Raw genomic sequence first — 26,801 nt, 5'->3', positions numbered from 1 at the left:
ATTGGGCATTGGGCATTGGGCATTGGGCATTGGGCATTGGGCATTGGGCATTGGGCATTGGGCATTGGGCATTGGGCATTGGGCATTGGGCATTGAACATTGGAAAACTCTTCCCCACTCCCCACTCCCCACTCCCCACTCCCTATTCGCCACTCCCCATGCCCCATTCCCCATTCCCCATTCCCTAATTTGTGTTTGTCCCCAACAATTCCTCTATCGCTTGTCGCTCAACAGGGTTATGTAATGGCACTCTCTGACGGGCATCGGTAATCAGCCAATCTAAAGCAGCCGCTTGAACATCGATCGCAGCCCCAGTTTTATCTACACAATAACGTCCAAATACCAGCTTATCGACTAACCGGACTCCCGGGCCTAGGCGCGACCATTCAAAAATCACGCTGTTTTCCACTGTTGCGCCACTACATATCCAACAATTGGGGCCAATCATCGCTGGTCCGACAATTTTAGCTCCGTCTTCGATTCTGGTCATGCCACCAATGTAAACTGGGCCTGTGATATCCACTTTGTCCCAATTTACGGCGACATTTAAGCCAGTGTAGATGCCAGGGGCGACTTCATGACCGGGGATTTGCACATTTTTGATTTCACCCAGTAGTACACCACGAATCGCCCGCCAATAGTCTGGGACTTTACCAATATCTACCCATTCAAAGTCCATAGGGATGGCGTAGAAAGGAGCTTTGATTTCTACCAATTTGGGAAATAATTGGCTACCAATGTCATATTCGACATCAGAGGGAATATAGTTAAAAACCTCTGGCTCAAAGATGTAAATACCTGTGTTGATGTTAGTGCTGAGGGCTTCTTCAATTGAAGGCTTTTCTTGGAAAGCTTTGATGCGACCATCTTCGTCAGTCACAACTACACCGTAGCTAGAAACTTCTTCCTTGGGGACAGATTTTGTAATAATAGTAGCGATCGCCCCTTTAGCTTTATGCCATTTAACCGCCGCAGTTAAATCCAAGTCAATCAAAGCATCACCGCACAAAACCACAAAGGTATCATCAAAAAACGGTGAGAAGTCTTGGATGCGGCGCATCCCGCCAGCTGAACCTATTGCTTCCCCCTCCAGTTTACCCTCGTCATCAATTTTCCCTTCAAAGGAATAGGCAATCTGTACCCCAAACCTTTGACCATCACGGAAATAGTTTTCTATTTCTTCAGCCAAATGACTAACGTTGACCATGATTTGGTCAAATCCATGTTTGCGTAACAGTTCCAGCAAGAACTCCATCACTGGCTTTTGCAGGATGGGAATCATCGGTTTGGGAATTGTATAGGTAATTGGACGCACGCGAGTACCTTTACCAGCCGCGAGAATCATCGCTTTCATAAAAATTTATTCCTCAACCACAAGCCAGTTTACTTTTATCAAGTGATAAGCTAATCATCAGTTTTTATTTCTGCTCTAAGTTATCTCTCAAAACAGGGATAACAGGAATTTAGTGGTTATTGCAACCATAACTATACTTAGATGATAAGCGATCGCTTATCTTTTCAATTTACTCGGATTTTAGGGCTGAATCAAAAATCTGTAAATTATCCGTAGGGCTACTTTTGGCTTTCTTAGTTCATCGGCTGCTCAAAAGGTTTGCAGGTGTTAGCTGAATCTCTAAGTAAGCGAATTTTAATCTCATGGTAAAACTCTTCTTGAAATAGCTCTACTTTTGATTGAGCCGAGAGTAATAGTAGCGCCCAGAAAACGCTAACTAGGTGACTGCGTTTAGACTCATGTCCAGAGCCATTTTGGTTGAGAAGCTTTGTTTGAGTCCACAATTCTACAAGTTGTTCTAAATTCAACCAATTTTGTTCTAAACTTAACTCTCTTGCTGACAAATTCAACACCTGCTCTAGTTCCCTGGCGACTTCAGTCAGATTTTCCTGGTGAGCTAACTCCAGCGCCTCCCGCATACTTTGGACGCTAGGCAAACGTCTGGGACGGATAGGTTTGCTGACTTTTTCTACCAGTTTCAGTTGGTTCGCCATAATCTGCAATTGCTTGATTAACTCTTGCAGAGTCACCCGGCGCTTTGGTGGCGGCATTGCCGATGGACGACGACGCAATTGCCGTTCTAATGGTAAACGATGACCCTGATGTAATACACCGTCTTCACCTGACAATAGAGCATCATCTACTACACTATCCTCTGTATCTCCTACTGTTGACAATTGCATCAATGTATTAGCTTTGAATAATACCAGCATTGATGCTGACAAAAATGCCTGTCCAGATTGAGACAAGTCCGCTTCATAGCCTCTTCCTATTGCCTCCGGCGCCATCAGTTCTAAGTAACGGTCAATCACCTCAATCACTTGGACATCCCAAGGATCAATTTCCCCCTGCTGGGCTTGATAAATCAAGAGTGTGATTGTTTCTAATAGCTCGGAAGCTTCCATCAACGGGTTCTAAGTTAATTAATCAGAATCAAAAGACCGTAAATTCAACACTAAACTCATTGACTATTGACAAAGCGGGTACTTTATAAATTTGCTTGATCAGGAATCGCCTGCTAGCAGCATCCTCTGAAATTTGTAATCAATCACCATTGTGAATTGTGAGATCAGATTGTGCAACTTTTGACTTTGGGCATTGGGCATTGGGCACAAGAGGCAGAGGAGCAGGGGGGAGAATTCAAATTACCTCTTTCCCCTTTGCTTCCTGCTCCCTGCCCCCTGCCGCCTTAATCGGGGGGCGGGTCATGGGCAATAGTGACAGTTGATACAAAGTCACTCGGCTTGCCGCTCTTGATCGCATCGAAAGTGCCTTTAATAGTACCAGCAATGGGAACAGCAACAAGCGTCCCCAACAACCCAGCAATTTCAAATCCCATCAAAATAGACACAAAAATCCAGATAGGATTCAGTCCAATAAAGTTGCCGAGTAACCTGGGCGCTAACAGGTTATCTTTAACCTGCTGCATGAGAATTGCCGCTATGGCAACTTGAACTGCTAACCACCAATTTTGCAGTAGTACTAAAATCGTCACCAGAGCAATGCCTAGAGACGCCCCGATAAAGGGAATGAGTTCTGAAATACCAATTAATATGGCAAACAACAGGGCAAAGGGCACCTTCATCACTAAGAAAATTGGTGTCAGGGTTAGCACCATAAACAGTCCTAGCAACAACTGGCTGAGGAAGAAGTTCTGGAAATTTAGGCGCAAGGATGCGGTGAGCGGATCTCCAATATTAGAGGGCAAAAGATTGATCAGACCATACCAGACGCGATCGCCATATAAAAGCATATAAAATGCAAGTACGATGACTAACACTACGTCAAGTAATCCTGACAGCAGTGTTCCAGCAAATCCCACTGCACCAGAAGCTAGCTGTTGCACTACATTCTGAATGTTGGCATTGATTTGACTGCTCACAACCCTCAGATCAATTGGCAAACGTCGTTGCTTTGCCAGCCTCTCAAACTGCTCTAGGTTTGCTTGACTGGCGCCTAACCAATCAGGGATCTTATTTAACAGTTGGATTGTTTGGTCAATAATCAACGGCACTAGGGTGACACCCAGAATCCCAAGCAGGGTTAATGTTGCAAGTAAAACTATGATCACCGCCTGAGTGTGGGTGATCCGAGCACGTTCAAAGAACTTAACTAGGTAATTTAGGAGAAAAGCCAGAATCGCCGCAATGCTCAAGACGGTAATGGGATGCTGGAAATAGCGAAAAAGCACAGACAGCAGCCAGACATTGAGAGCGATAATGGGACCGCTCAGACCATAAATTAAGAGGCGTTGAAGGGAGGCCGAACGGCGCATTTTATGCAACCTATTTTAGATATACCTTGAGAGAATTTTAAAAATTCTTGATGGCGTTGATCATCATCATAGATATTTTTAACAAAGACAAGTATAAGCCTATCTGATAGCAAGGAACCAAATCATAATGGACAAGACCGTAGCTGACCTTCGCAAAGACTATACCTTGGAAGGTTTGAGCGAACTCGAAGTAGACCTCAATCCTTTTATCCAATTTAAAAAATGGTTCGATCAGGCTCTAGCAGCGCAACTTCCTGAACCCAATGCCATGACCATTGCCACAGCCACACCAGATGGTAAGCCCTTAGCCAGAATGGTGTTACTCAAGGATTTTGATCAACGGGGCTTTGCTTTCTTCACCAACTACAACAGTCATAAAGGGCAAGAACTAGCAGAAAATCCCCAGGCGGCTTTAGTTTTCTGGTGGGCAGAACTGGAGCGTCAAGTCCGAATTAGTGGGTATGTGGAAAAAGTTTCCGAAACTGAGTCCGACCAGTATTTTCACACTCGCCCTGCCAACAGTCGCCTGGGTGCGTGGGTATCTAATCAAAGCGAGGTGATAGAAAGCCGAGAAGTTCTAGAGCGACGCTTGCAGGAGTTTAAGAGCAAATATGAAAATGAGGAGATTCCTCGACCGCCTCATTGGGGAGGCTTACGAGTGATCCCCACAAAAATTGAGTTTTGGCAAGGACGCTCTAGCCGTCTGCACGATCGCTTGCTCTATAGTCGTTTAGATAATGGCACTTGGAAAATTGAGCGTTTGTCACCCTGAAGAAAAGGCAGGGGAACAATTCAAAATTCAAAATTCAAATTTTAAAAATAAAGAAAGTGTTTTCCCAATGCCCCATGCCCCATGCCCAATGCCCAATGTTAAATGTCAATACATTACCACTGGCTGATCGCATCTTGAATTGCTGTCCGTGCTTCTGATAGAGATTGGGTACGGGCATCATCACCATTGTTCATGCTATTAGCGTTAATAAATTGAATGTCTGTAAGCCCAATAAACCCGAAAATCGCCCGCAGGTATGGTTCTTGGAAGTTATAGGCACCAGCAGGGGATGTTGCACTATAGTCACCACCGCTAGCTGTAATGACAACTGCCTTTTTACCCTCGACTAATCCTCTAAAACCTTGAGCATCTAAGGCAACAGTCCGGTTAATCCGAACGATTTGGTCGATGTAAGCCTTGAAAGTGGAAGGTATATTAAAGTTATACATTGGCACTCCAAAGACGTAGCGATCGGCAGCGAAAAATTCATCTACTAACTCGTCAGAAATCCTAATTGCCTCAGTTAACTCTGGGGTATGGGTTTCTGGTGGTGAAAATGCAGCTGCAATCCAAGCTTCATTAACGTGAGGAACCGGATAATGTCCTAAATCTCGATAAGCGATCGCATCTTCAGGGTGCGCTGCCCTCCAACCATTGACGAATTCTTTAGATAGTTCTCTGGAGTGCGATCGTTCAGCACGAGGGCTGGAATCAATATGTAGAATGTTTACCATCAAATATCTCCTGATTTGCTAGGATTTACTGCTTTGACTTTTTTTGAGTTTCTATTTCAAAGCATTACATCAGATACTAAAAGTAACTAGTACCGTGTGGCGTAAATACACATACCATTTTTAAGCCTTCCGAGCAAGCAAATTTTCATAGCTTTTAATGGTCTGCTTATTTACGCTGTGCTGTACTAGTTACTAAAGTAAAGTAGTTACCATAAAGTAACTGTTGGGCAATTTTGGCTAACTTAATGTTTAACTGATCGCCCGAATGTAATCTTTAATATAAATAAACTCACCAGGTAGATCGAAGAATCTCATAAAGATACGGTCATCAATATATCTTCCGTGCAGTTTGCGGATGACAGCTGGTTCATAGACCAATTTCGGTCGGAAATTGCTCAATGATGCAATCGGGCAGACACCGAGGATCAGTCGATGCTTGCGGCGATGGCGACCAACAACTAGAGCCTTTTTGTTCATACCCCAGAATACATTGTAGATGTACAGCAATTGACCTTCCGAAAAAGAATGCGTCGATTTTTGGACGTTAGCAGCAACTAGAGGAATGTTGTCCTTGGTCGCCTTAACGTCGAGTAATGTACCACCACAGAAGTAGCCAAGCAGAATCTCATTGATCTTCTCGATGTGTTGTTCCTGCATAGAAGGCGTATTTTTGCAAAAAGGTGAGAGAAGTGTAAAAAAGCCGATGCATTCTCCATCGGCTTAACTGACAATATTGAACAGATGAATAGTCTACTGTTCCTGGATCGCTGCTGCTTTGGCAGGAAACTGAATTCTCGGGTCTGGCATGAAATTGTATCTCAAGTACAATCCTCCCCAGACAAACAGGATAATTAACAACGCACCAATACCAAGTGGGCTAGGAAGCCAGAAAACAGCTTCTATGTGGTTTAGCTCACCAGGCTGGAGTTTCCACACTAGTCGATTGCCATTTTTTTCTGGCGTAACGGCAGTTTCAGTTTGTTGAATATTTTTGGCTCCCCAAGGAGTCTTCAAGCTAAATTCCAAATCGAGAATTGAACCAGCATTCGCCAGAACGTTACCTTTGCTGGCAATTAGAGACAGCGATCGCAAATCCAAATCATAAATCAACCGATTTCGGACTAAAAGTAAAAAATTGTTCTGCTCCAAGAGGACGTTTGATTCAATTTTTGGCAGTTCTGAATCAGATTCGCTCTGCACAGTCTCAGAGGATTGATTCGCACGGGAGTTAAAAAATCCGTTGAACTTCTCTTGCAATTCCCTACCACTGCTAAAAGGAATTGTGACGATGATTTCTTCAGGGGAAACTCGTTGCACTTTACCCTCAACTTGACGGGCGCGGCGTTCTATGCTCTTTAACCATTCGTACACAGAATCGCCACTAAAGCTGGTTAGCCGTTCTCCCAACTTAATATGCTGTACTAGTTCACCACTATTTGAATTATCAAAATTAACCCCCACATCGTACTTCACACAGCCAGACAGTAATGTTAACAGCACTACCCACAGAATCGGATTTCGGATGGGAAAAACGCGGTTCATTCGATTTCGACCATTCAGTGGTGAGAGAAATTTCATATTTGTCAACACAAAACTAAATGGTCTGATTAACCACAAGAAAATCTTTCCGAAAATTGAAGAAGTTAAAACCATAAATTTCTCCAAAAGTCAAACTTTTAACCAATCTTGACTTATTAGTATTGTTTGAGATTCCTAGAACACCGTTTTGGTAAAGGATTTTAATTCAAAATCCAAAATTGGTATCAGCCAGGGGTTCCTGAAAAACTCAACCAAACCAAGTACGAGATAGTTAAACCAATGGTAATTAGCGCCACCCAGATAAAGCGATTATCTCTGGTATTGACCTGAGTGAGGTCAACAAATTCTAGCTCCGTAGGTTTAGGCTTCTGCTGCACAGAAGATTTAGTAGGTTTAGCAGCTACAGAAATTTTGAGTTCATTATCGGATAGTGCGCCCAAATCTGGGATTTGGGTCATCCATTCGCTGGGTCTTTTCAGCTTTGGTGCTTTTAAGATGTAAAGCATCTGCCGCGCTTGTTTGCTGGTTTCTAAATGGGGATGGCGTTTGAGTCTTTCGCAAAGAGCGATCGCATCATCCGTGCGTCCAGCTGCTTCATAAGCTGTCACCAGATGAATTTCTACTTCCCCCCCAAGCCGAGAATTAGGAGCTAACAGGGCGCTGGCCTTTTCTAAATTTTCTACGGCTTCGCGGTACTGCCCATTCTCAAAGGCAGCTTTCCCAGTTTGGTAGCGGGTTTTAGCAATTTCTAAACTTTCTGCACTCACGTCTTCTATAAAAAATCAGCACTATTTTTATTTTGCCAATGCCAGCAATCTTTTGGAATCTTTTCAAAAGCTGGCAATCTGAAAGGGTTGAAGGAGACAGAGCCGTTTAGTGGGGTTTTAGTTTTGTTTTACTCTTGCTCCCTTTGCTCGTAGCCTACAGCCTACACACAAGTCTCTCGGACGCAATTTAGGGTTTATCGAATAGCCCAAAGAAACCTCACCCTGGTTTTGCTTGTGCAAAACCGTCCCTCTCCTTAGTAAGGAGAGGGATTAAAGTCAGGACAGGGTGAGGTTTTTGTTTTGGGTAATTTGATGAGTTGCGTATACACCGTAGGACTCCCTCATCTCCCTCTACGAGGTAAACTGCGAACCGAGAATCATTGTCCCGATCCCAACATCAGTAAAGATTTCTAGTAACAGGGCGTGGGGAATGCGACCATCAATGATGTGTGCTGCACGGACTCCTTGAGCAAGCGATCGCACACAACAACTCACTTTGGGAATCATCCCACCGCTAACTATACCATTAGCAATCAACTCGCGGGCTTCACGAATATCTACTTTCGGAATCAAAGTAGATGGGTCTTTGTAATCTTTTAAAATTCCACTGGTATCGGTCAGTAAAATTAACTTTTCTGCTCCTAGTGCTGCGGCTATTTCTCCAGCTACAGTATCGGCGTTAATATTATAAGCTTGTCCCGTTTCGTCTGCGGCGACGCTGGACACTACCGGAATATAGCCATTGCTAGCGAGGGTGTCCAAAATCTTGATATTCACATTGCTGACTTCCCCCACAAAACCGATGCCTTCTTGACCTTGGGGACGGGCCGTAAATAGATTACCGTCTTTACCGCAAAGTCCTACAGCCAATCCACCAGCTTGGTTAATTAGCGCGACAATTTCCTTGTTAACTCGACCAACTAAAACCATTTCCACCACATCCATTGTGTCGGCATCAGTGACTCGCAGACCATTTTTAAATTGTGGTTCGATGCCCAGCTTATCTAACCAACTGTTAATTTCTGGGCCACCTCCGTGGACTACAATTGGACGCAAGCCCACGCAAGATAAGAATACAATATCGCGGATAACTTTGTCTTTGAGTGTGCTATCTTTCATCGCTGCGCCACCATATTTGACAACAACAGTGCGACCGGCGAATTGTTGAATATAAGGTAGTGCTTCGCTTAGTACACGTACACGAGTGGCTTCAGTTTGCCTGATGTATTCAGAATCGTTGAACGTCATGAGGAGCCGCCGTTGAGAGTTAAAACCTATTTCAGTCAGTGTAGAAGACTTTGTAACCCGTAACAATATTTTATAGCTGCCAAGAGCAAAAATAGGCTTTTTATATAGGTATCACTCACAAATTATCTTGTTTGGATGTCCAGACGCGCAGAGGCAAGTCAAGAGACATTGCGGTAATGCGATTCTGTTGGATGAAAAAGACTGTTCTGCTATTAAGGAAAATCTTTACTTATTATCTGTCTCAGAAATATGAAAATCTCTAAAATAAGGACTAGCAACCAGAATCGAAAATTATCAGGAGAAATATGGATACATCGATTCTCGATCGGCTAATTGAAGAATTAAAAGTTATGCCTGAAGACTTGCAATATCGAGTACTGGAGTTTGCCAGAACTTTAGTAGGTTCGCAAATTCATGGTGTTCCAGGTAGAGACTTATTAAATTTTGCAGGAACAATATCGCCAAATGATATTTAGTTGATGCGCGAAGCAATTGAACAAGATTGCGAACAGGTAGATATAGATGAGTGGTAGATACCTGCTTGACACTAATATTATTATTGCTTTATTTGCAAATGATATAGCAGTAAATAATCATCTGGGAAATGCAGAAGAAATTTTTATTCCCAGTGTTGCTATTGGTGAATTATTTTACGGTGCAAGAAAATCAGGGCATCGCCAGGAAATTTAGAAAAGTAAGACTGATTTAATGCGTGCCAATTTCAGCGAAGCCAATTTAACTGGAGTTAACTTGAATGAAGCAATTTACTGTTCAGAAACAATTTTTCCTGCAAATGTTGATTTATCTCAAGCTATCCCCATTACCTCTGGAGTAAATTTATCTGGATATCCAAAATATCTTTTATCTTGCAGAGATTTACACTCTCTTGATTTAAGTAGAGCTAACTTAAGCGGTCTTTACATGAATGATGTAAATTTGAGTGGTGCAAACCTTAGTGAATCTAATCTTAGCAATACTCATTTCAGTGGTGCAAATTTAAAAAATCCAAGTTTAATAGGTGCTAACCTTACTAATGCTTATTTAGGTCGTGCTAATTTAAGTAATGCTGATCTAAGCTATAGCATCATGACTAATACAAATTTGGTGGGAGCATTTTATAATTCGGAAACTATTTTTCCTACTGGTACTAATTTATCAAAAGCGATATATCTGGATTCAGGCGCAAATCTATCTCATATCTATTTTACAAAAATTAGTTTAAGTGGAGTTAATTTATCTAACACAAACTTAAGTAACTCAATTTTAAAGTATATTGACCTAAGTTATGCAAATCTCAGTAATGCTAATCTAACTAATGCCAATTTGGAAGGCGCGATTTTAGATAATGCAAATCTAGAAGGAGCAATATTCTGTAAAACTATTATGCCTGATGGTAGTGTTCGGAATAACTGTTACTAAATAAATCACTATTCCCTTCCACATTACCCGACACAATAAGCAGGCGATCGCTCCTTCAAACCTCTAGAATTGAAATCATTCGGCTGAAGCTAGGGTATGAAAATGACCACGCTGCTAATTCAAACTGAAAGCACACCCCTAACGGTAAATTTCCCCTCCCTTGTGCAGATGACAAATGAGCAGTTCTACGAATTTTGCCAAGCTAATGGAGATTTGCGAATTGAGCGCACTGCCAATGGAGAAGTCATCATCATGCCACCAGCTTTTTCAGATACGGGCAACCGTAACTTTAACATTGCTGCACAGCTTGGGAATTGGACTGAACAAGATGGCACTGGCATAGGCTTTGACTCCAGTACAGGTTTTACCCTACCTAATGGAGCGCGATGCGTTCCCCTGATGCTTCTTGGATTGAACTGGAGCGCTGGAATGCCTTAACAGATGCACAAAAAGCTTCATTTGCACCAATTTGTCCTAGCTTTGTGATTGAGTTACGCTCATCTAACGACCGCCTGATAAAATTACAAGACAAAATGCAGGAGTATATCGATAACGGTGCATCACTAGGCTGGTTAATTGATCGGCAGAATCGAAAAGTCTACATTTACCGGACTAATCGGGAACTTGAAGTTTTGGAAAATCCCGAAGCAGTTACTGGCAATCCAGAATTATCAGGGTTTGTCCTACGGATGTCCAAAATTTGGTAACTTGAGTCTTCCTAATGAGAAACTTGTGTTTTCAGAACGCTAGGAATTGCCTCAAGTACTCTGTTGGCAACGTCTTCAGGTGTATCCCCCTCTCGCTCAATGATGTGCAAATCTGCTTGAGAATAAAGTGGTGTTCGTTGTTCGAGGAGCGATCGCAATTTACCCTTGGGATCAACATCTTGCAGCAGTGGTCTTGTGGTATCCTCAGCTAAACGGCTGTAAATTATCTCCACTGGCGCATCTAGCCACACTATCAAACCGTGGTGCAAGTAACCCCAGTTTTCTCGCCGCATTACAATGCCTCCACCGGTTGCTATAATTAACTTTGTAAAAGCACAAACTTGTGAAAGCACGTCACTTTCTACCTGGCGAAACCCTGCTTCACCAACTTGTGCAAATAACTGATTGATGGATTTACCTGTTGCTTGGGCAATGACATTATCGGTATCCACAAACCCATAAGCCAATTCTTTTGCGAGTAAGCGCCCTACTGTCGTCTTACCAACGCCCATAATGCCAATTAAGTACAGGTTGACTCCTTGTAATAAGCTGCTCACCAGTTGCTTCGCTCCAATTCTGAGTTCTGAGTCACAGTTTCAAATTATAAACTCAACGACTCAATCTAGGATTTAAAAATACGGAGTTTTGCACCTATCGCGCAACCAGATAAAATTACTTGATTGGCGATCGCTAATAAACCGATAACTTATAATATAATTTTCTTCTTATAGGAGTGTTTCTTGATAAAATGTCTAAGATACCAATAATCTCAGAACACATTGAAATTACTCTGGGTGTGTGTGGGGGAAAACCACGCATTGCTGGACACCGAATTAGAGTGCAAGATATTGTTATTTGGTATGAACGGATGGGGCTTTCCCCTGACGAAATTATTTATCATTATCCCAGCATCACTTTAGCTGATGTCTATGCTGCTCTAGCTTATTACCACGATCATCGAGATGAGATTAGGCAACAAATTGCAGAAGGAGAAGCCTTTGTCAGAGAAGTACAGGCTGAAACTCCTTCGATTCTGCAACAGAAGCTAAAGAATCGAAATGACACAAAAAATTCGATTCCACCTAGATGAGAATGTCAGTAATGCTATAGCAGAAGGCTTACGTCGCCGTGGTATTGATGTGACAACTCACATCAGAAACAGGACTGATAGGTGCATCAGATGGAGAACAGCTTTATTTTGCAATGTCTGAGAGTCGAGTAATTTTCACCCATGATGATGACTTTGTGATATTTCATCAAGGAGGTGGTATGTTTATGCACGCAGGAATTATTTACTGCGCTCAGAACCGCCACTCAATTGGGGAAATATTGAGGAGTTTAATTGTAATCTGGGAAGTTCTTGAGCCAGAAGAAATGAGATATCAACTTGAATTTATCTGAAAGCTTTTATTGTTTTACTCAAATGCAAAAAAGCGATACTTTCTGGTGCGAGACGCTAGGCGTAGCTTGATTAACAGCAGGGGTACGCTAACGTATCCTGGGGCGACTCCAGTTTTTCACCTTCACTGAGTATCTAGTTTGGTTACTCAGCATTTCTTCTATGTATTTATATAATCAATTAGAAAGATAGACTCTAACAGTACTGCTACTACGACTTTGATAAGCGACATTAGTAATTTCCGCAGGAATACAACTACAAAGTAAACCTCTAATAAATCTATTTTCAATGTTTTTCAAGGCTTTTGCCTTTGCGGATATCAAATTTACGTATAAATTTTCTAACTCGCAATTATTTTTAGCTTCGACAAATTCATCTTTTATTTGAGTTTAATTAACTGCCGTTATTACTGTTATTAATGTATTTAAAGTAACTTAATCAATCGATTAACAATTTTTCTGTGAAATTACCTAAAATAATAAAGGATGAATTTCTAAGGAATGTAGTAATTTTCCTGAAGTAACTTGGTAATTGCTGCTTGAATATCCTTAGACTTAGCGAAAAAATTAATATAGCTTGTTTGAAACTTTATCCAAACAATTTCTGTCTATCTAAATAATCCGGGTTTTCACTTTGGTGTGTTATTTTAAGTATACGTAATACTGTGTTCATAAAAGTACGTATTCCCTATTCTAAAAGTTCAGTTATAACAAGCTCGGCTCAATTAAATGTTTCTGAAAAAGGTATAAATGATGACTTATTTAGTGCGATCGCCCAAAAAACCCTGGCAAATTTCAAGTTTTGGCACAAAAACTACTGCATATTTCACCCGAATAAGCCTGAATTAATAAATAGTAGGATGAGTGAGGCATCAACTATGACTCGAATTCGTGACGTTGTACAAAAAGCCTTAGCAACTGGCTATTTGACAGTGGAAGCTGAAAATCAACTACGACAACTGTTGACTACCCGGTATGACTTGGAAGATTTTAATGCTTTCATGACTTTGCAGGAAGCTGGCATGACTGGTAAGGTCAAGCAGGAGTCTAGAGAGCAGTGTGGCATTAAGTAGAGATGTAGCCTGCTACATCTCACCGACGGGGGCGTTTACCATCATCATCAAAATCATCATCATCATCAAAAAATTCCCAATCATCATCATCCGCTTGATTGGTAGTCGGTGGCTGATAAGGGGGGATGATTACCCGGTAATCAGCATCGTAAACTGATTCAGTTTTTCCCGCGGCCGTATTTTTTGGCTCACGGTAGCTGTAGGAGTAAACTGAACCAGATTGAGAACTGCTTTTGGCTTCTGATTGACGTTCGTAAGTTTTAGAATCTCTAGCAGGTTGAGCTTGAGGATTAGGGGTAGGCGCTTCTTCTGACTTTTCATCAAAGTTCCAATCATCATCTTTACTGCTATTTGTCTCCCAATCATCAAATACATCACTGCTAGGCGCTTCTTTTTTACTAGGTGGTGGTGGAGGACTGGCAGGGCGAGATGTAGGTTCTTCTCTCCGGGTTGCCTTCGCACGAGGCGAAGTTGCAGTTGAGCGGTCAGGAGTTCGGCGTTGTCCTGCCACAAAATAATTAGATAAGTTAAACAAGGTAGCAATCAATATAGATGTGAAAGCACCAGTGGCAGTACTGAACAAAATCCATATCGCTAGTGGTAATGGTTGAGTTCGCACGCCCAAAAATACTAGGGATAGGGCAGGTGACAAATTTTGGACTAACAACAGCGTTAGTCCTCCTAGTACCGCCACCAATAGAATTAAGCGAATTACAGCCATAGCAATTTTGTCTGTTATCAGTTGTCAGTGGTCAGTTGTCAGTTGTCAGTCTGATTATTCTTCACTAATTACTGTTCACTGACTACTGACACTATCATTACCCTTTTAGGACTATTGTGAAATTTACGATCAATCCACTGAGGTCTTTAGCGACGACCTTGCCACCTCTGAATTGGGATGCAGTCAATATCTAGTTGATCTAAAGCACGGGCAACGACAAAATCAACTAAATCCTCAATGGTTTGGGGATTGTGATACCAGGCGGGAATAGCGGGAACAATTCTCACTCCAACTTCTGCTAAAGAGGTTAAGTTACGTAGGTGGATGAGGCTAAAAGGCGTTTCACGAGGAACAATGACCAGCTTTCGCCCTTCTTTGAGTTGGACATCCGCCGCCCGTTCTAGTAAATCGGAACTCAAGCCACCCGCTAGCTTTGCCACTGTACCCATGCTGCATGGAATGATCATCATCCCCAGAGTGGCAAAGGAACCACTGGCAATCCCGGCTCCAACATCACCCCAAGGATGGCAACGCAGTTTCCCCAAAAGTTCAACTCCAGCTTGCTCTCGCCAGAATTGTTCTTGCCCGGTTGGTTCTGGTGGCATCCGAATTTCCTGTTCTGACTGCCAAACCATGTAAGTTGATTTAGAGGCAACCAATTCAATACTATACTCCGCTTCTAGCAAAAATTTGATCGCACGAACAGCGTAAATCAGACCAGATGCGCCCGATACGCCTAAAATTAGAGGCTTAGTGTTATTTGGCACGTAAATTTTACTGGATTTTACTCATCCTCAGAGTAAGGGTCTAGGTCATCAGGCTCAATGTCATTTGGTAAGTAGAGGTCTGAAAGCTCCTCATGGGAACCGCTGCCAGTTAAATTTTTGGCGACACCATCGCTACCGACTGTTACCAAATCAATTTGCTGACGGTAGTAATCGACACTTTTAACTTGGACGGCGACGCGATCGCCTAGTCTGTAGGAAGCGCGATTTTTGCGACCAAACAGTGCTTGTTGTCTGGCGCGATATTCATACCAATCATCTTTGAGAGAACTGACGTGTACCAATCCTTCTACCCTCAAAGGTACACCAGGATTACTGCTGGACTCCACCTCGGCGGCTGGTACTTCAATTTCCACAAAGAAACCGTAGGATTGAACACCAGTAATCACACCTTGAAATACCTGACCGATGCGCTGCTTCATCAGTTGGGCTTTTTGCAGTCCGGCTAAATCGGCTTCAGCTTCTTGGACTTCTTTTTCTCGGTCGTTGATTTGGACAATTACCCTAGTTAAATCACTTTGGAGTTCTTGTTGCAATTCTGGGGGTAAAACGTTCCAGTTAATTTCCTCGTGACTGGAGGAGTGGCGCAGATTAACGCGCTCTCTCACACGGGTATTGCGGCGATCGCGTCCGTTTTCGAGTAGCGTGTAATACACTCTCTGCATGAGCAAATCTGGGTAACGGCGTAAGGGGGCACTAAAGTGGATATATTGCGGTATTGCCAGACCAAAGTGAGATCCTTTGGTGGTGCTGTAGGCAGACGGCTTAAGTGTATCTTGCAACAAGTAGGTAAGAACTTGCTCAGAGGGAGATTCGGCAAAAGCTGTGGTCAAATGTTGATAATCTAAGGGTTGGATATCTACTTCTGGATCTAGTGTTAAGTCAACACCTAAATTGACTGCCAATTTCAGCATTTCCTGGACATCTTCAACATCGGGTGTGCCTTGGACTCTCCAGATGGCGGGAACACCAAGAGCATTTAAGTGAGTTGCTACCAGTTGATTAACTAGCAGCACCAACTCCGTGAGTAGCGATCGCACCGGTAAATCATTCACCACCACAGTACCAAGAATCCCCTCATCATAATAGGCGTTTTGGCTGGGCGGCAGATTCAACTGGAGGCTACCACGAGTCAACCGCACCTGTTTCACGGCTGTTTGCAAAGCTTGGAGGTCTTGCAGAATCTGAGAAACCTGTGGGGATTGATCTTGAGATTGACCTGTAAGAATTGCTTGGGCTTGTTCTGTAGTCAGTGCAGTCTCGACGTTGATCACACTGGCTTGAATTTCCCATTCCAGGACTTCTCCTAATTTGGGATCAATTGTAATTAAAAAAGAGATGGTTAAGCGATCGCTTCCAGGTACTAAAGAACAGCGTTCTGCCACCGTTGGGGGCAACATTGGCAGCACCAATTCTCCCAGATATACCGATTTACCCCGTTTGAATGCTTCTCTATCTAAGGCTTCGTCAGGTTGGACATAGTGAGAAACATCGGTGATATGAACGCCTAAAAGCCAATTTCCGGCTAAGTTTTTTTCTAAACTAAAAGCGTTTTCGATAACTTTGGTATCGCCGCCATTTACCCCTTCAATAGTGAGAGTAAACAAATTACGCAAATCTAACCGATTTTTCAGGTCTGCTTTCAGCAGCTTTTTGGGCAACTTAGCGGCTGCTTCTAGGACATTATCTGGAAAAGTCCGGGAAAGGTCGTGTTTGCACGTAACTAAATCTATATCAGCAGCAGCTTCAGCATCGCTGCCAAGAACTTGCACCACTCGACCCAGTGGGGGATATTGTGCTAACGGGTAACGCAAGACTTCCACATGAACCAGGTGATCGATCGCTTCTTCCAACTTCGCCCCGCTAGGTTGGATCTTCAGTTCAAACAGCAATCGATCATCTAAAGGTACAGCCCGGAAACCGCTTTCCACCTGCTTAATTCGTGCCAATAACGTGTGATTGGAACGTTCTAGAATCAGCTTCACCTCCCCTTCAGGAGAGCGACGGCGACTGCCTTCTTTGAGAACTCTAACCAAAACGCGATCGCCATTCCAAGCATTACTCAGATGACTTTCGCGGATGTAAATATCCTCAGCGCCTTCCACATCTTGAATCGCAAAGCAAAAGCCTTTACTAGAACAACGGAGTTTTGCCTCAATTATTCCCTCTTCTGAGACACGGCGATACTTGCCTCGTTCTTTCACTAAAATACCGATTTTTTCAAGAACATCTAAGGCAATGTGAAGTTTTTGTAAACTTTTTTCATCTTCACAGCCAAGTTTCTTTTCCAAAACCTTCCGAGCTACCAATTTATCATCGGTGAAATTGGCAAGGAGTGTAGCGATTGAAAATTCCATGCAGTGAACCGACCTTTGGTCAAAACATCATTTGTTGTTTAATCTGGTTCTTTTCTGTATACCCTCACGGCTTACAGAAACAAGCTGGAAACGAATTGCCCTGAAGCAAGGCTTCCTAAGTTCTAAGGAAAGGAAGCCCGACCCAGCAAGAGCGGGAAACTACTCCCGCAGTTCCTTTGCAAGGAAGCCGACCCACGGACAACTCTGGGCATATACGAACTTCTCACTGCACGATGCTCTCAGAGTTCGCCTGCGTTCAAGTTTCTTCACCTAACCAAACTTCAGATTGCACGCCTGATTACAATTTAGCCCCGCTAGGTAATTACGCGACGGGTTTTTGAGAAGCTGGTTTAGAGAATCCATGCTGCCCAAAAGCGCTATGCAGGGGAGCCACTGCGCTCAGAGGGGTCTTCCCAAGTGGAGCAAGTGGCGTGGAAACTACAGGTGTTTGATTGTCTAGAGTGAAGGTAATCTTACGCCATTAGACTCTGATTTTAACTAGGAGGAACTGCCGATGAACCCAATTTTCCCACATGTAGAATCGGTAACAATTAGGTGAGCAGCTTAATAAGCAGTGAGGGCGAACCTTATCTTCATTATTGTAGATTTAGAGCGCATTTCCAGAAAATAGTTCTAGATATCCAGTTGGGTAATTAGTATAGCATTGCAAGCAAGACTACCCAGGTAAGTTAGCACTAGCCAAAAATGTCCTCAAAAAAGAGCTACTGCTACAATTGGGACACCGGACAAAGCAAAAATATCACCTTGATGGCTCAAAGTCTGAATCTTCGCTCAGAATAAAGCATTGAAGAAAGTAGAAATTTTATTGTGATCACAGCAATCAGTCGTTAGCGTACATTTTGCTTCCAATGCTACTTATACGCGAGATATAGAGTTTCCTAATCACATGAGGTACATTATAGCCCCCTCCTCGCCTGCTCTTAGGGGGGTGGGGTTATTGTACCTTCACAAACGCCGAAAACCGCGATATTACAGTGGCACAGATGATGGATAAATTCGCGCTCGTATTAATGCAAAAGTGTACAAAGAATATTTGTAATTTGCGATTCACAGGGAAATTGAAATGTACGCTATTACGGGAATTACGGGTCAGGTCGGCAGTGCAGTCGCCCACAAATTGCTGACCGAAAACCAGTGTGTACGCGCTGTGGTGCGCGATCTCAATAAAGGAACTGCTTGGGCAGAACAGGGCTGTGCAGTCGCCCTGGCTCCCATGAACGACGCCGACGCGCTCAAAGCGGCTTTTGCGGGTGCCGAAGGTGTATTCGTGGTGCTGCCGCCGAATTTCGCGCCATCGAGGGGTTTCCCCGAAACACGGGCGATCGATCGTCGCCCTGCATACCGCACTCGTGGCGGCGCGTCCGGGCAAGGTCGTTTGCCTATCCACAATTGGGGCGCAGGCAACCCAGCTGAACCTGCTCACTCAACTTCAGATCATGGAGCAGGTACTGGGGGGATCTGCCAATGCCGATCACCTTTCTCCGTTCGGCCTGGTTCATGGAGAACGTCTAGCCAGACAGCCATAACAATTCAAAATTCACGCATTCAAAATTCAAACATTTTAGACATTTTCAGACGTTCGCGTAGCGTCTCGCAGAGAAGAGGAGTGCGGTCTTGGGGTCTCCCCAAGAGGAGCAACTCCGGGGAATTTAAACCCCGACTGAAACTGGGGCTACCTTTATGGTTGGGGTCTTAAACCCTTTTATTTACGAGAAATTTAGTTGCTCTCAGACCCTTTTGGCTCTGGGGTGAGATATTTTTCCAACGTAACGTCAAAACAGTTGGTTCGCTAATTACAGCCGCGAACTATTTTTCTTTTCCACATCCCATGAAGAATCAGATTTGTGTCTTGTTGCAAGCAATCAAAGACACAAATCTTTTTCTTGCTCCATCAGTGCTGAGTGGGGAATCTCACTGGGAACTTAGCACTTGGAACTCAGGACTGTTTTGGTAAGCAATTAAAAATAAAGAAATGCAATATTGACAGGCATCCTGGGTATCTAGTGGATGTAAATTAAAGTAAGGGCAGTTTACCTTGCTTGAGCATACAGGCAGTATCTACCCCGTTATTAAAAATATTTAGATTGGTAGCAGTATTATGTTGGCTCAATTCCAGAGCTTGTATCCCAACGGCAGTCTGATTTCTGAATTAGTGCAAATTTATCAAGGAAAATATATTGTCCGGGCAAGCGTGCAAATTGAAGGCGTAACCCGTGCTACGGGTATGGCAGCAGCAGAAACAGTAGAAGCAGCAGAAGACCAAGCCAGAACTAGAGCGCTGATAGTTTTGGGTATTACAAATGCGCCACCAGCATCAGTGGCATTTACCTCAAATCCAATTTCCCCCGCCCAGCTAAACCCTTCCTTAAATACCAAAAGTGGATTAAATGAATCTGCCTATTCCTCTACAATAGATGAGGATTTTGTTAGTAGTCAGTGGTCAGCAGTCAGCGACAAAGAAATATCTCTGCCGCCCTCCAGAGTACGGAACATCAAACCAGAAGTAGTAACAACCAGTAACGAACAGTACGGGTACAACAATGCTGCGCCTCTAGAAAGCGATACCTATAGCCAGGATTTAGGTCAAAACTTTCCTGTGACTGGCAACCGGGAGTTAGAATTTGATCCTCCAGTTGAAAACTTGGAAATAACCTTTGATAACCAGGTGGAAAATCAAACCTTTCCCGGAATTTCTACCAATAATGTCACACCATTTACACCTCGGAGTTACAGCCCTCAAGAGGATGTCGCCACCCCGTCAGTGATAGGAAAGAGAAAGAAGAAAGCTGAACCCGTGGATTTATCGGATGTAATTGCTAAAACCGATGTCGAACTTCAGCGTTTAGGCTGGACACCAGAACAAGGTCGGGAACATCTGATTAAAACCTACGGTAAACGGGGGCGCACTTTGCTGACTGAAGAAGAATTGCATGGATTTCTCAAATACCTCCAATCTGAGCCAGACCCAATAGCGGGATTTTGATTTGTCATTGGTCATTAGTCATTTGTAAGGACTAATGACTAATAACGTCGGCTCTTGAAACAGTAACAAAGCTATGGAACCTGTGAATTTTGCTGAAGTAATTGCTCAAACAGATGTTGAAATGCAGCGATTAGGCTGAACAACACAGCAGGCACAGGAACATCTGATTAAAACTTATGGGAAGCGACCGCGTTTTTTACTAACCGATGAGGAATTACACGAATTCCTCAAATACCTCCAATCTCAGCCAGACCCGTTAGCGGGATTTTGATTAGTCATTAGTCTTTTGCTAATGACTAATGACTAATGATTAATGACTAAACAAGAGCAACTGCTGGACGGCTACCAGCAGCGTGACGGTCAATCACTTGGTCAATTAAGCCATATTCTCTGGCTTCCTCTGGCGACATGAAAAAGTCACGTTCAGTATCTTCAGCAATGCGCTCAATTGGTTGACCTGTATGTTCAGCTAAATAGTTGTTTAGCCGCCGCTTGTGGTACAGAATTTCCCGCGCCTGAATTTCAATATCAGTCGCCTGTCCTTGAGCGCCGCCTAAAGGTTGATGAATCATAATCCGAGAATGAGGTAAACTCATCCGCTTACCTTTAGCACCAGCACTGAGGAGAAAAGCACCCATACTCGCCGCCAATCCGGTACAAATGGTACAGACATCAGGGCGAATATGTTTCATAGTGTCAAAAATGCCCATACCAGCCGTCACCGAACCACCGGGAGAATTGATGTACATATAAATGTCTTTCTCCGAGTCTTCAGCATCCAAATACAGCAGTTGGGCAACAATCAAGTTAGCAATGTTGTTATCAACTTGTTGTCCCAAAAAGATGATGCGCTCACGTAACAGCCGTGAGTAGATGTCAAAGGCGCGTTCACCTCGACCCGATTGTTCAATAACGATAGGAATCATGGAAGCGTGTTTGTGGCTACTTTAAATACATTTTATCGGTGACAGCACGAAACTGGGGTTGATCTCTACTGTTCCCAGGTAGATAGAAGTAAATCTTTGCCATTCTGCCTTCTCCAACAAGGTAGAAAAAGCTACTTTTGCAATAGATTCAACCCCGAAGGGCACTTTCTTGCAACAAAAGCTGTCTAATAGAATATCCCGATTTAGGGAAGAATAAATCAAAAAACTCCAACCGCCGCCAATTTCATGTCTCGCCTTTTGCTGCACAACCTTGGCGGTATGGTAATTAGACCGATAACCGCAATCCAACTTGCTTAGGGAATTACGTTAAATATCCAGTAACATTTTAAACATTTTCTTAGGATTTCCCTCAGCAATTATTAAGTTATTTTTGTTAGATTCGGTAAATCGAAAGTACGAGGTGTATTTAGAATAACCAGTCCTACTTGAAATGCTATCCACTCAGAGAGAGACGTGCCATGCTGGAAAAATTTGTACAAGCCGCCATCATCACCTTCTTGCTCCACCTGATAGCAGGACTTAGCCCAAATATTTTAATTCAGACAAAGACAGCATCCCCTGTGCCAGAAACGCCACCAAATATGGTTAGCTTACTATTGCGATCGTTTCAATAAAATTGTTTCATAAATTCCACAGGTGTAGGCGATATCAAACAATTTTGGATTTTAGATTTGCAATTTTAGATTTGAGAGCAAGCATAGCGGCCTTGCTTGAACCGAAAAACCAATTCCATTATCCATTATCCAAAATCTCAAATTGATACGGTCAAAGATATGCACTACTACCTCCTACCTAAGGGGTAATTCGCTCGTAGGGTTTTTTGCGTATGTAGATAGCCGTCTAGGCTAACACTCCTGAGAACAGGGTAGACTGAGCAAAGAAGGCAACTAACTTGCATTTGATCATGACTAATCGCCTTGCTGAAGCTAAGAGCCTGTATCTCCGCAAACACGCCGAAAACCCGATTGATTGGTGGCCTTGGTGTGACGAAGCACTTGCAACTGCAAGGGCGCAAAATAAACCAATTTTTCTCTCCATTGGCTATTCTAGTTGCCACTGGTGTACTGTGATGGAAGGCGAGGCTTTTTCTGATATTGCGATCGCTGACTACATGAATGCCAATTATCTTCCCATCAAAGTAGACAGGGAAGAAAGACCTGACCTCGATAGCATCTATATGCAGGCTTTGCAGATGATGAGCGGTCAAGGGGGTTGGCCTTTGAATATTTTTCTTTCCCCAGAAGATTTAGTGCCGTTTTACGCTGGTACTTATTTCCCTGTAGACCCGCGTTATGGTCGTCCGGGATTTTTGCAGGTGTTGCAAACGCTTCGCCGTTATTTCGATACAGAAAAAGAAGACTTACAGCAACGCAAAGCCTTAATTATTGAGTCTCTTCTCACGTCTGCGGTGTTGCAAGACGGTATGACAACCGAGCTTGAAGACCATAAATTACTCCGCCAAGGTTGGGAAACCAGTACAGCTATAATTTCTCCTAGTCAATCTGGCAATAGCTTTCCGATGATTCCCTACACAGAATTAGCACTGCGGGGAACTAGATTTAATTTTGAATCTCGCTATGATGGCAACCAAGTTTGTACCCAACGGGGACTAGACTTAGCACTGGGAGGCATTTATGACCATGTGGGCGGTGGCTTTCATCGCTATACTGTTGACCCGACTTGGACAGTACCCCACTTTGAAAAGATGCTCTACGACAATGGACAGATTGTGGAGTTTCTGGCTTCTTTGTGGAGTACAGGAGTGCAAGAACTAGCGTTTGAGAGGGCAGTTGCTGGTACTGTACTATGGCTAAAGCGGGAAATGACCGCGCCGGAAGGTTACTTCTATGCCTCTCAAGATGCCGACAGTTTCACTGAATCTACGGCGGTAGAACCAGAAGAAGGAGCCTTTTACGTCTGGAATTACAGCGAATTACAACAACTGTTAACGCCTGAAGAATTAAAGGAATTAGAACAGTTTACGGTGACACCTAACGGCAACTTTGAAGGTCGTAATGTCTTGCAAAGACGCTATTCAGGGCAACTGAGTGCAACGTTGGAAACGGCACTGAGCAAGCTGTTTACCGCTCGCTATGGCGTTAGTTCTGAAGAAGAGGAAACTTTTCCCCCGGCTCGTAACAACCAGGAAGCAAAAACCGCTAACTGGCCAGGTCGCATTCCCTCGGTGACAGATACGAAGATGATTGTCGCCTGGAATAGCTTGATGATTTCTGGGCTGGCTAGGGCTGCTGGGGTTTTCCAACAACCGTTATATCTGGAATTAGCAGCACGAGCGGCGAATTTTATCTGGGAAAATCAGTTGGTCGATGGGCGTTTCCACCGACTCAACTATCAAGGAGAACCAAGTGTTTTAGCTCAGTCTGAAGATTACGCCTTTTTTATTAAAGCTCTCTTGGATTTACAAGCTTCCAACCCTGAGCAGAAGCAATGGTTAGAAAAAGCGATCGCTATCCAAGATGAATTCAACGAATTTCTCTGGAGTGTAGAATTAGGTGGATATTATAACACATCAAGTGATTCGAGTCAAAATTTAATTGTCAGAGAGCGTAGTTACGCGGATAATGCTACACCAGCAGCTAATGGAATTGCGATCGCTAACCTTGTGCGTCTGGCTTTACTCACCGATAATCTAGATTATTTGGATTTAGCTGAACAAGGTTTAAAAGCTTTTAGAAGTCTAATGCATCGCGCTCCCCAAGCTTGTCCCAGTTTATTTACAGCTTTAGATTGGTATCGTAACTCTACCTTGATTCGCAGCACAAGTGAGCAAATAAACGCTTTGATCCCCAAGTATCTGCCGGCGGCTGTGTTTGCCATAACATCTGATTTACCAGAGGGAAGTGTTGGGTTAGTTTGCCAAGGTTTGAAGTGTCTTGCACCAGCAGAAAGTGTAGAGCATTTATTACAGCAAGTGCAGCAAAGTCAAAATAGAGGATAATTTTGGCAACATCGGACGCATAACCGTGAATTAGGTGAAGTGATCATGACGACCCATAGCGAATTAACTGCCATAGTCTTAGCAGGTGGTAAGAGTTCTCGGATGGGTCAAGATAAAGCCCTGATTCCCATTCAAGGGGTGCCATTGTTGCAGCGAGTTTGTGGGATTGCTCGAAGCTGTGCTGATACTGTTTATGTAGTCACTCCCTGGCCAGAACGCTATCAAGACTTGCTTTTGCCTGGTTGTCAGTTTATTCGGGAAGTAGCTTTGTCTGGAGAATCTCTAGCCCACGGGCCTCTAGTTGGTTTTGCCCAAGGGCTAGCCGAAGTACAGACAGATTGGGTGCTGCTGCTAGCTTGCGATTTGCCGAGGTTGCAGGTTGAGGTTTTGCAAGATTGGGTAACTAAACTTGATAGCGTGGGAGATGATGCGATCGCAGCTTTAGCCGATCATCCCAAAGGTTGGGAACCTCTATGTGGTTTTTATCGCCATCGCTGTTTGCCACAACTCCTAGAGTTTATCAACCAAGGGGGGCGATCGTTTCAACAGTGGCTTCGGCAATATCCTGTAGAAGTTTTGCCTTTAGCAGAACCAGAAATGCTCTTTAACTGTAATACACCAGAGGACTTGGCTTTAAGTTAATCCAGAGTATAAAAAATGCTAGTCTTTATACCTCTGTTTACGATTGCAAGAAGTCTACTTAACCCGACAGAATTTGCGATCGCTATCACTTTCAGGATATTGCCAAGAATAGGCAAAATGGCTAACCCCCTTCAGTTGGGGAGCAAATTGGTGAAGTGCTTGCATTTGCGCTTCTAGGGATGGACGATTACTGATGGATTTTCCCCACTGACCTGCTAAAGCCGGGATGATCTGCGTACCCGGTTTTGCCATACTCAAAACCCGTTGCACTTCCGTCACAATACAACTAACATTACCGCAACTCCCATATAACATGGGATGCCACTCCAATGTAGTGGGGAACCGATCCCAAGGTTGCAAACGGGAATCATAACCTTGTCCTAGAGTTTGGTTGCCTTCAGGAAAAAACACCACTCCTGTAGGAATACCTTGCTGCTTTGCTGGGTAACTAGCTATGTTGACAAAATCTAGAATTCCTTGCATGGCGTGGGCAACGGCAAGCTGCCATAACTCCCATTGCAAAAGTGGTTGTCTATCAGTTGCAGACAGGATTAACTTTGGCGCTGGTGGGGGAATGCGTCCTTGCCAGAGGGGTTCTCCTTCTTGAGGATAAAGTTTATCGACTTCCGCTATATCTCCAGCAGTGACGTATCCCTTACTCAAAAAGCGGCGAATCAAGTCCAGCCCTTTGTAATTCTGTGCCCGTTTAAATAAAGCTTCTTGGGTTGCAGGACTAAATAGCCATAAATCTGAAACTTTGGTGGCGATGGAATCACTTCCAGCTTGTCGGGGATAACGCACATAGTCCAATAGCAAGCCATCTGGACGACGGCGCAAAATTTCTTGTACTAATTGGTAGTAGTCGCGTTTTGCTTGCAAGTTGTAGGGGTCGATAAATACTTGAGAGCCGTTATCTACGACATATAGGCTCGTTTGACCTTTGCCATTACGAGCGATCGCACCTTGTCTATCTCGGCGCTGGGCATAAGTATAGCCGAAATTTATGGTAAACATCCAGGCGTAGACCTTCAAACCACGTTGCCGACCTTTTTTAATTGCTGTGGCGAGTATATCGACGTTTTCTGCCCCTGGAGTGCGAATCACAGCAGGCCAAACCGTCGGGTTAGCTCTTGCTGGCAATAGTACCTGTCCGTCGTAAAATACTTCTAAATAAACTTGGTTATAGCCACGGTTAACAATCCGATCCATAATCTGATCAATTGTTCCTGGCTGAATGTCACACGGATACAACCGCAACCAAATGGCTTGGATTTGCGGCCAAGTCCGAGTGCGGCATTCCCGTAATTCCTGTCCCTGTTTTTCTACCATATTTTGGTAGTTCCCTTGAGCATCTTCATTGCCTTTGAGGGCTGATAAACGTAAGTTTTCTTTTTCTTGCACCGCCGTTGATGATAACTGACAATACTCGGTTCCTTGCGCCCTTGCTGCTTCACTCTCAAAGTTGGGGAGCAACGAACTACTAGTGAAAACAACAGCGAATAGGCATCGCCAAAATAATGTTGATCTTGCAACGTTCAAGGGATGGTTAGACATACCTACCAGTAGATGGACACATTAAAAATTCAAAATTCAAAATTGAAGAAAGTTTCAGATTCTTATTTCTGACCGGAGTTAGAGCCACCAAAACTCTGAGCTAGGTGTTGACGTTCGGCCTTAAACCCTTTAATTTACGATAATCATCGACCCCAACTCAGATAATTGTGGACAACGTGTATCGAATTATATATAGGACTCATATCTGATTTTTGAACAAGATTTCGGATAAAACCCTGATCAAACGGGATTTTCAGTCTCAGTATGTTTTCAGAAATCAAATCGGATTCCTATAGTTAACTAGTAAAGGTTTTAAAACCTATTTTTTCAAGACTGCCAAAGACCTATTTGTGTTGCCACATTTTTGTATAAAGACATAAATGCATA

The 26,801-nt window shown here is 43.4% G+C and carries 27 protein-coding genes and 3 pseudogenes; 15 read left to right on the top strand and 15 right to left on the bottom strand.

Going from position 1 to position 26,801, the window contains the following annotated elements; genetic code table 11:
• The coding region (locus V7K36_RS15860) for a hypothetical protein (RefSeq protein ID WP_335117224.1) at window positions 1–188 on the top strand (188 nt) is incomplete at its 5' end.
• Here V7K36_RS15860 and V7K36_RS15855 read toward each other — a convergent pair.
• The 3 genes from V7K36_RS15855 to V7K36_RS15845 form a co-directional block, all read right to left on the bottom strand.
• Window positions 185–1,354 (bottom strand): NDP-sugar synthase, encoded by a 1,170-nt coding sequence (locus V7K36_RS15855; protein ID WP_335117222.1) that lies wholly within the window; start codon window positions 1,352–1,354, stop codon window positions 185–187. The two genes, V7K36_RS15860 and V7K36_RS15855, sit on opposite strands and share 4 nt — an antisense overlap.
• Window positions 1,355–1,587: 233 nt before the next feature.
• On the bottom strand, window positions 1,588–2,418 hold the full coding sequence (locus tag V7K36_RS15850) for a ScpA family protein (protein WP_335117220.1): 831 nt from the start codon (window positions 2,416–2,418) through the stop codon (window positions 1,588–1,590).
• A 284-nt stretch (window positions 2,419–2,702) separates the two neighbouring features.
• Window positions 2,703–3,788: an AI-2E family transporter gene (locus tag V7K36_RS15845; RefSeq protein WP_334944819.1), complete on the bottom strand. Its 1,086-nt coding sequence runs from the start codon at window positions 3,786–3,788 to the stop codon at window positions 2,703–2,705.
• Between the two features lie 127 nt (window positions 3,789–3,915).
• Between V7K36_RS15845 and pdxH the strand changes: the two genes are divergently transcribed.
• On the top strand, window positions 3,916–4,560 hold the full coding sequence (gene pdxH, locus V7K36_RS15840) for a pyridoxamine 5'-phosphate oxidase (protein ID WP_335117218.1): 645 nt from the start codon (window positions 3,916–3,918) through the stop codon (window positions 4,558–4,560).
• A gap of 113 nt (window positions 4,561–4,673) precedes the next feature.
• Here pdxH and V7K36_RS15835 read toward each other — a convergent pair whose 3' ends face one another.
• The 5 genes from V7K36_RS15835 to argB form a co-directional block, all read right to left on the bottom strand.
• Window positions 4,674–5,294, bottom strand: coding sequence for an FMN-dependent NADH-azoreductase (locus V7K36_RS15835; RefSeq protein ID WP_335117216.1), 621 nt, complete (start codon window positions 5,292–5,294; stop codon window positions 4,674–4,676).
• 249 nt (window positions 5,295–5,543) lie between these two features.
• The gene (locus V7K36_RS15830) at window positions 5,544–5,951 is read right to left on the bottom strand and encodes a hypothetical protein (RefSeq protein WP_335117214.1); all 408 of its coding nucleotides are present in this window, start codon (window positions 5,949–5,951) and stop codon (window positions 5,544–5,546) included.
• Between the two features lie 93 nt (window positions 5,952–6,044).
• Entirely contained in the window at window positions 6,045–6,947 is a 903-nt protein-coding gene (locus V7K36_RS15825) for a DUF3153 domain-containing protein (protein ID WP_335117212.1), read from the bottom strand.
• A gap of 110 nt (window positions 6,948–7,057) precedes the next feature.
• Complete coding sequence (gene bamD / locus V7K36_RS15820; protein WP_335117210.1) at window positions 7,058–7,600, bottom strand: outer membrane protein assembly factor BamD; 543 nt, start codon at window positions 7,598–7,600, stop codon at window positions 7,058–7,060.
• Between the two features lie 351 nt (window positions 7,601–7,951).
• Entirely contained in the window at window positions 7,952–8,848 is an 897-nt protein-coding gene (argB, locus tag V7K36_RS15815; RefSeq protein WP_335117208.1) for an acetylglutamate kinase, read from the bottom strand.
• A gap of 305 nt (window positions 8,849–9,153) precedes the next feature.
• Here argB and V7K36_RS15810 point away from each other — a divergent pair, with 305 nt between their 5' ends.
• From V7K36_RS15810 to V7K36_RS15795, 5 genes and pseudogenes are all read left to right on the top strand, one after another.
• A complete protein-coding gene (locus V7K36_RS15810) occupies window positions 9,154–9,324 on the top strand; it encodes a hypothetical protein (protein WP_335117206.1) in 171 nt (56 codons plus the stop codon).
• 46 nt (window positions 9,325–9,370) lie between these two features.
• A complete protein-coding gene (locus V7K36_RS15805; RefSeq protein WP_335117204.1) occupies window positions 9,371–9,538 on the top strand; it encodes a PIN domain-containing protein in 168 nt (55 codons plus the stop codon).
• A 12-nt stretch (window positions 9,539–9,550) separates the two neighbouring features.
• A pseudogene (locus V7K36_RS34140) lies at window positions 9,551–9,949 on the top strand (pentapeptide repeat-containing protein); the annotation flags it as partial.
• A complete protein-coding gene (locus V7K36_RS34135; RefSeq protein WP_442948468.1) occupies window positions 9,935–10,267 on the top strand; it encodes a pentapeptide repeat-containing protein in 333 nt (110 codons plus the stop codon). The pseudogene V7K36_RS34140 and the gene V7K36_RS34135, both read left to right, overlap by 15 nt.
• Before the next feature lie 102 nt (window positions 10,268–10,369).
• Window positions 10,370–10,974, top strand: a pseudogene (locus tag V7K36_RS15795) (Uma2 family endonuclease).
• 11 nt (window positions 10,975–10,985) lie between these two features.
• On the opposite strand, the gene V7K36_RS15790 reads toward V7K36_RS15795, so the two are convergent.
• Window positions 10,986–11,531 (bottom strand): shikimate kinase, encoded by a 546-nt coding sequence (locus V7K36_RS15790; RefSeq protein WP_335117200.1) that lies wholly within the window; start codon window positions 11,529–11,531, stop codon window positions 10,986–10,988.
• Between the two features lie 191 nt (window positions 11,532–11,722).
• On the opposite strand from V7K36_RS15790, the gene V7K36_RS15785 reads away from it, so the two are divergent.
• Both V7K36_RS15785 and V7K36_RS15780 read left to right on the top strand, forming a co-directional pair.
• Window positions 11,723–12,064: a DUF433 domain-containing protein gene (locus V7K36_RS15785; protein WP_334944795.1), complete on the top strand. Its 342-nt coding sequence runs from the start codon at window positions 11,723–11,725 to the stop codon at window positions 12,062–12,064.
• A gap of 113 nt (window positions 12,065–12,177) precedes the next feature.
• Entirely contained in the window at window positions 12,178–12,375 is a 198-nt protein-coding gene (locus V7K36_RS15780) for a hypothetical protein (RefSeq protein ID WP_335117198.1), read from the top strand.
• Window positions 12,376–12,477: 102 nt separating this feature from the next.
• On the opposite strand, the pseudogene V7K36_RS15775 reads toward V7K36_RS15780, so the two are convergent.
• Window positions 12,478–12,756: pseudogene (locus V7K36_RS15775) on the bottom strand (NB-ARC domain-containing protein); the annotation flags it as partial.
• 494 nt (window positions 12,757–13,250) lie between these two features.
• Here V7K36_RS15775 and V7K36_RS15770 point away from each other — a divergent pair.
• Window positions 13,251–13,445, top strand: coding sequence for a hypothetical protein (locus V7K36_RS15770; RefSeq protein WP_334826394.1), 195 nt, complete (start codon window positions 13,251–13,253; stop codon window positions 13,443–13,445).
• Between the two features lie 19 nt (window positions 13,446–13,464).
• On the opposite strand, the gene V7K36_RS15765 is transcribed toward V7K36_RS15770, so the two are convergent.
• From V7K36_RS15765 to V7K36_RS15755, 3 genes are all read right to left on the bottom strand, one after another.
• Window positions 13,465–14,166, bottom strand: coding sequence for a LapA family protein (locus V7K36_RS15765; RefSeq protein ID WP_335117196.1), 702 nt, complete (start codon window positions 14,164–14,166; stop codon window positions 13,465–13,467).
• Window positions 14,167–14,312: 146 nt separating this feature from the next.
• A complete protein-coding gene (locus tag V7K36_RS15760; protein ID WP_334826392.1) occupies window positions 14,313–14,933 on the bottom strand; it encodes a flavin prenyltransferase UbiX in 621 nt (206 codons plus the stop codon).
• Between the two features lie 17 nt (window positions 14,934–14,950).
• Entirely contained in the window at window positions 14,951–17,308 is a 2,358-nt protein-coding gene (locus tag V7K36_RS15755; protein ID WP_335117194.1) for a ribonuclease R family protein, read from the bottom strand.
• A 1,084-nt stretch (window positions 17,309–18,392) separates the two neighbouring features.
• On the opposite strand from V7K36_RS15755, the gene V7K36_RS15750 reads away from it, so the two are divergent.
• Window positions 18,393–19,025, top strand: a complete 633-nt coding sequence (locus V7K36_RS15750) for an NmrA family NAD(P)-binding protein (protein WP_335117192.1) — start codon at window positions 18,393–18,395, stop codon at window positions 19,023–19,025.
• Window positions 19,026–19,427: 402 nt separating this feature from the next.
• Entirely contained in the window at window positions 19,428–20,312 is an 885-nt protein-coding gene (locus V7K36_RS15745; RefSeq protein ID WP_335117190.1) for a hypothetical protein, read from the top strand.
• A gap of 317 nt (window positions 20,313–20,629) precedes the next feature.
• Here V7K36_RS15745 and clpP read toward each other — a convergent pair whose 3' ends face one another.
• A complete protein-coding gene (gene clpP / locus V7K36_RS15735; RefSeq protein WP_334826389.1) occupies window positions 20,630–21,238 on the bottom strand; it encodes an ATP-dependent Clp endopeptidase proteolytic subunit ClpP in 609 nt (202 codons plus the stop codon).
• 479 nt (window positions 21,239–21,717) lie between these two features.
• Here clpP and V7K36_RS15730 point away from each other — a divergent pair, with 479 nt between their 5' ends.
• The 3 genes from V7K36_RS15730 (at window position 21,718) to V7K36_RS15720 (ending at window position 24,860) form a co-directional block, all read left to right on the top strand.
• Window positions 21,718–21,873: a hypothetical protein gene (locus tag V7K36_RS15730; protein ID WP_334826388.1), complete on the top strand. Its 156-nt coding sequence runs from the start codon at window positions 21,718–21,720 to the stop codon at window positions 21,871–21,873.
• Between the two features lie 290 nt (window positions 21,874–22,163).
• Window positions 22,164–24,218, top strand: a complete 2,055-nt coding sequence (locus V7K36_RS15725) for a thioredoxin domain-containing protein (protein ID WP_335117188.1) — start codon at window positions 22,164–22,166, stop codon at window positions 24,216–24,218.
• Between the two features lie 45 nt (window positions 24,219–24,263).
• The gene (locus V7K36_RS15720; RefSeq protein WP_335117187.1) at window positions 24,264–24,860 is read left to right on the top strand and encodes a molybdenum cofactor guanylyltransferase; all 597 of its coding nucleotides are present in this window, start codon (window positions 24,264–24,266) and stop codon (window positions 24,858–24,860) included.
• A gap of 54 nt (window positions 24,861–24,914) precedes the next feature.
• On the opposite strand, the gene V7K36_RS15715 is transcribed toward V7K36_RS15720, so the two are convergent.
• Window positions 24,915–26,414 (bottom strand): family 10 glycosylhydrolase, encoded by a 1,500-nt coding sequence (locus tag V7K36_RS15715; protein WP_335117185.1) that lies wholly within the window; start codon window positions 26,412–26,414, stop codon window positions 24,915–24,917.
• Window positions 26,415–26,801: the final 387 nt, after the last annotated feature.

Source organism: Nostoc sp. (genome assembly GCF_036919555.1).
Lineage (GTDB): Bacteria > Cyanobacteriota > Cyanobacteriia > Cyanobacteriales > Nostocaceae > Nostoc.
This window is presented reverse-complemented; position numbering and strand designations above follow the sequence as displayed.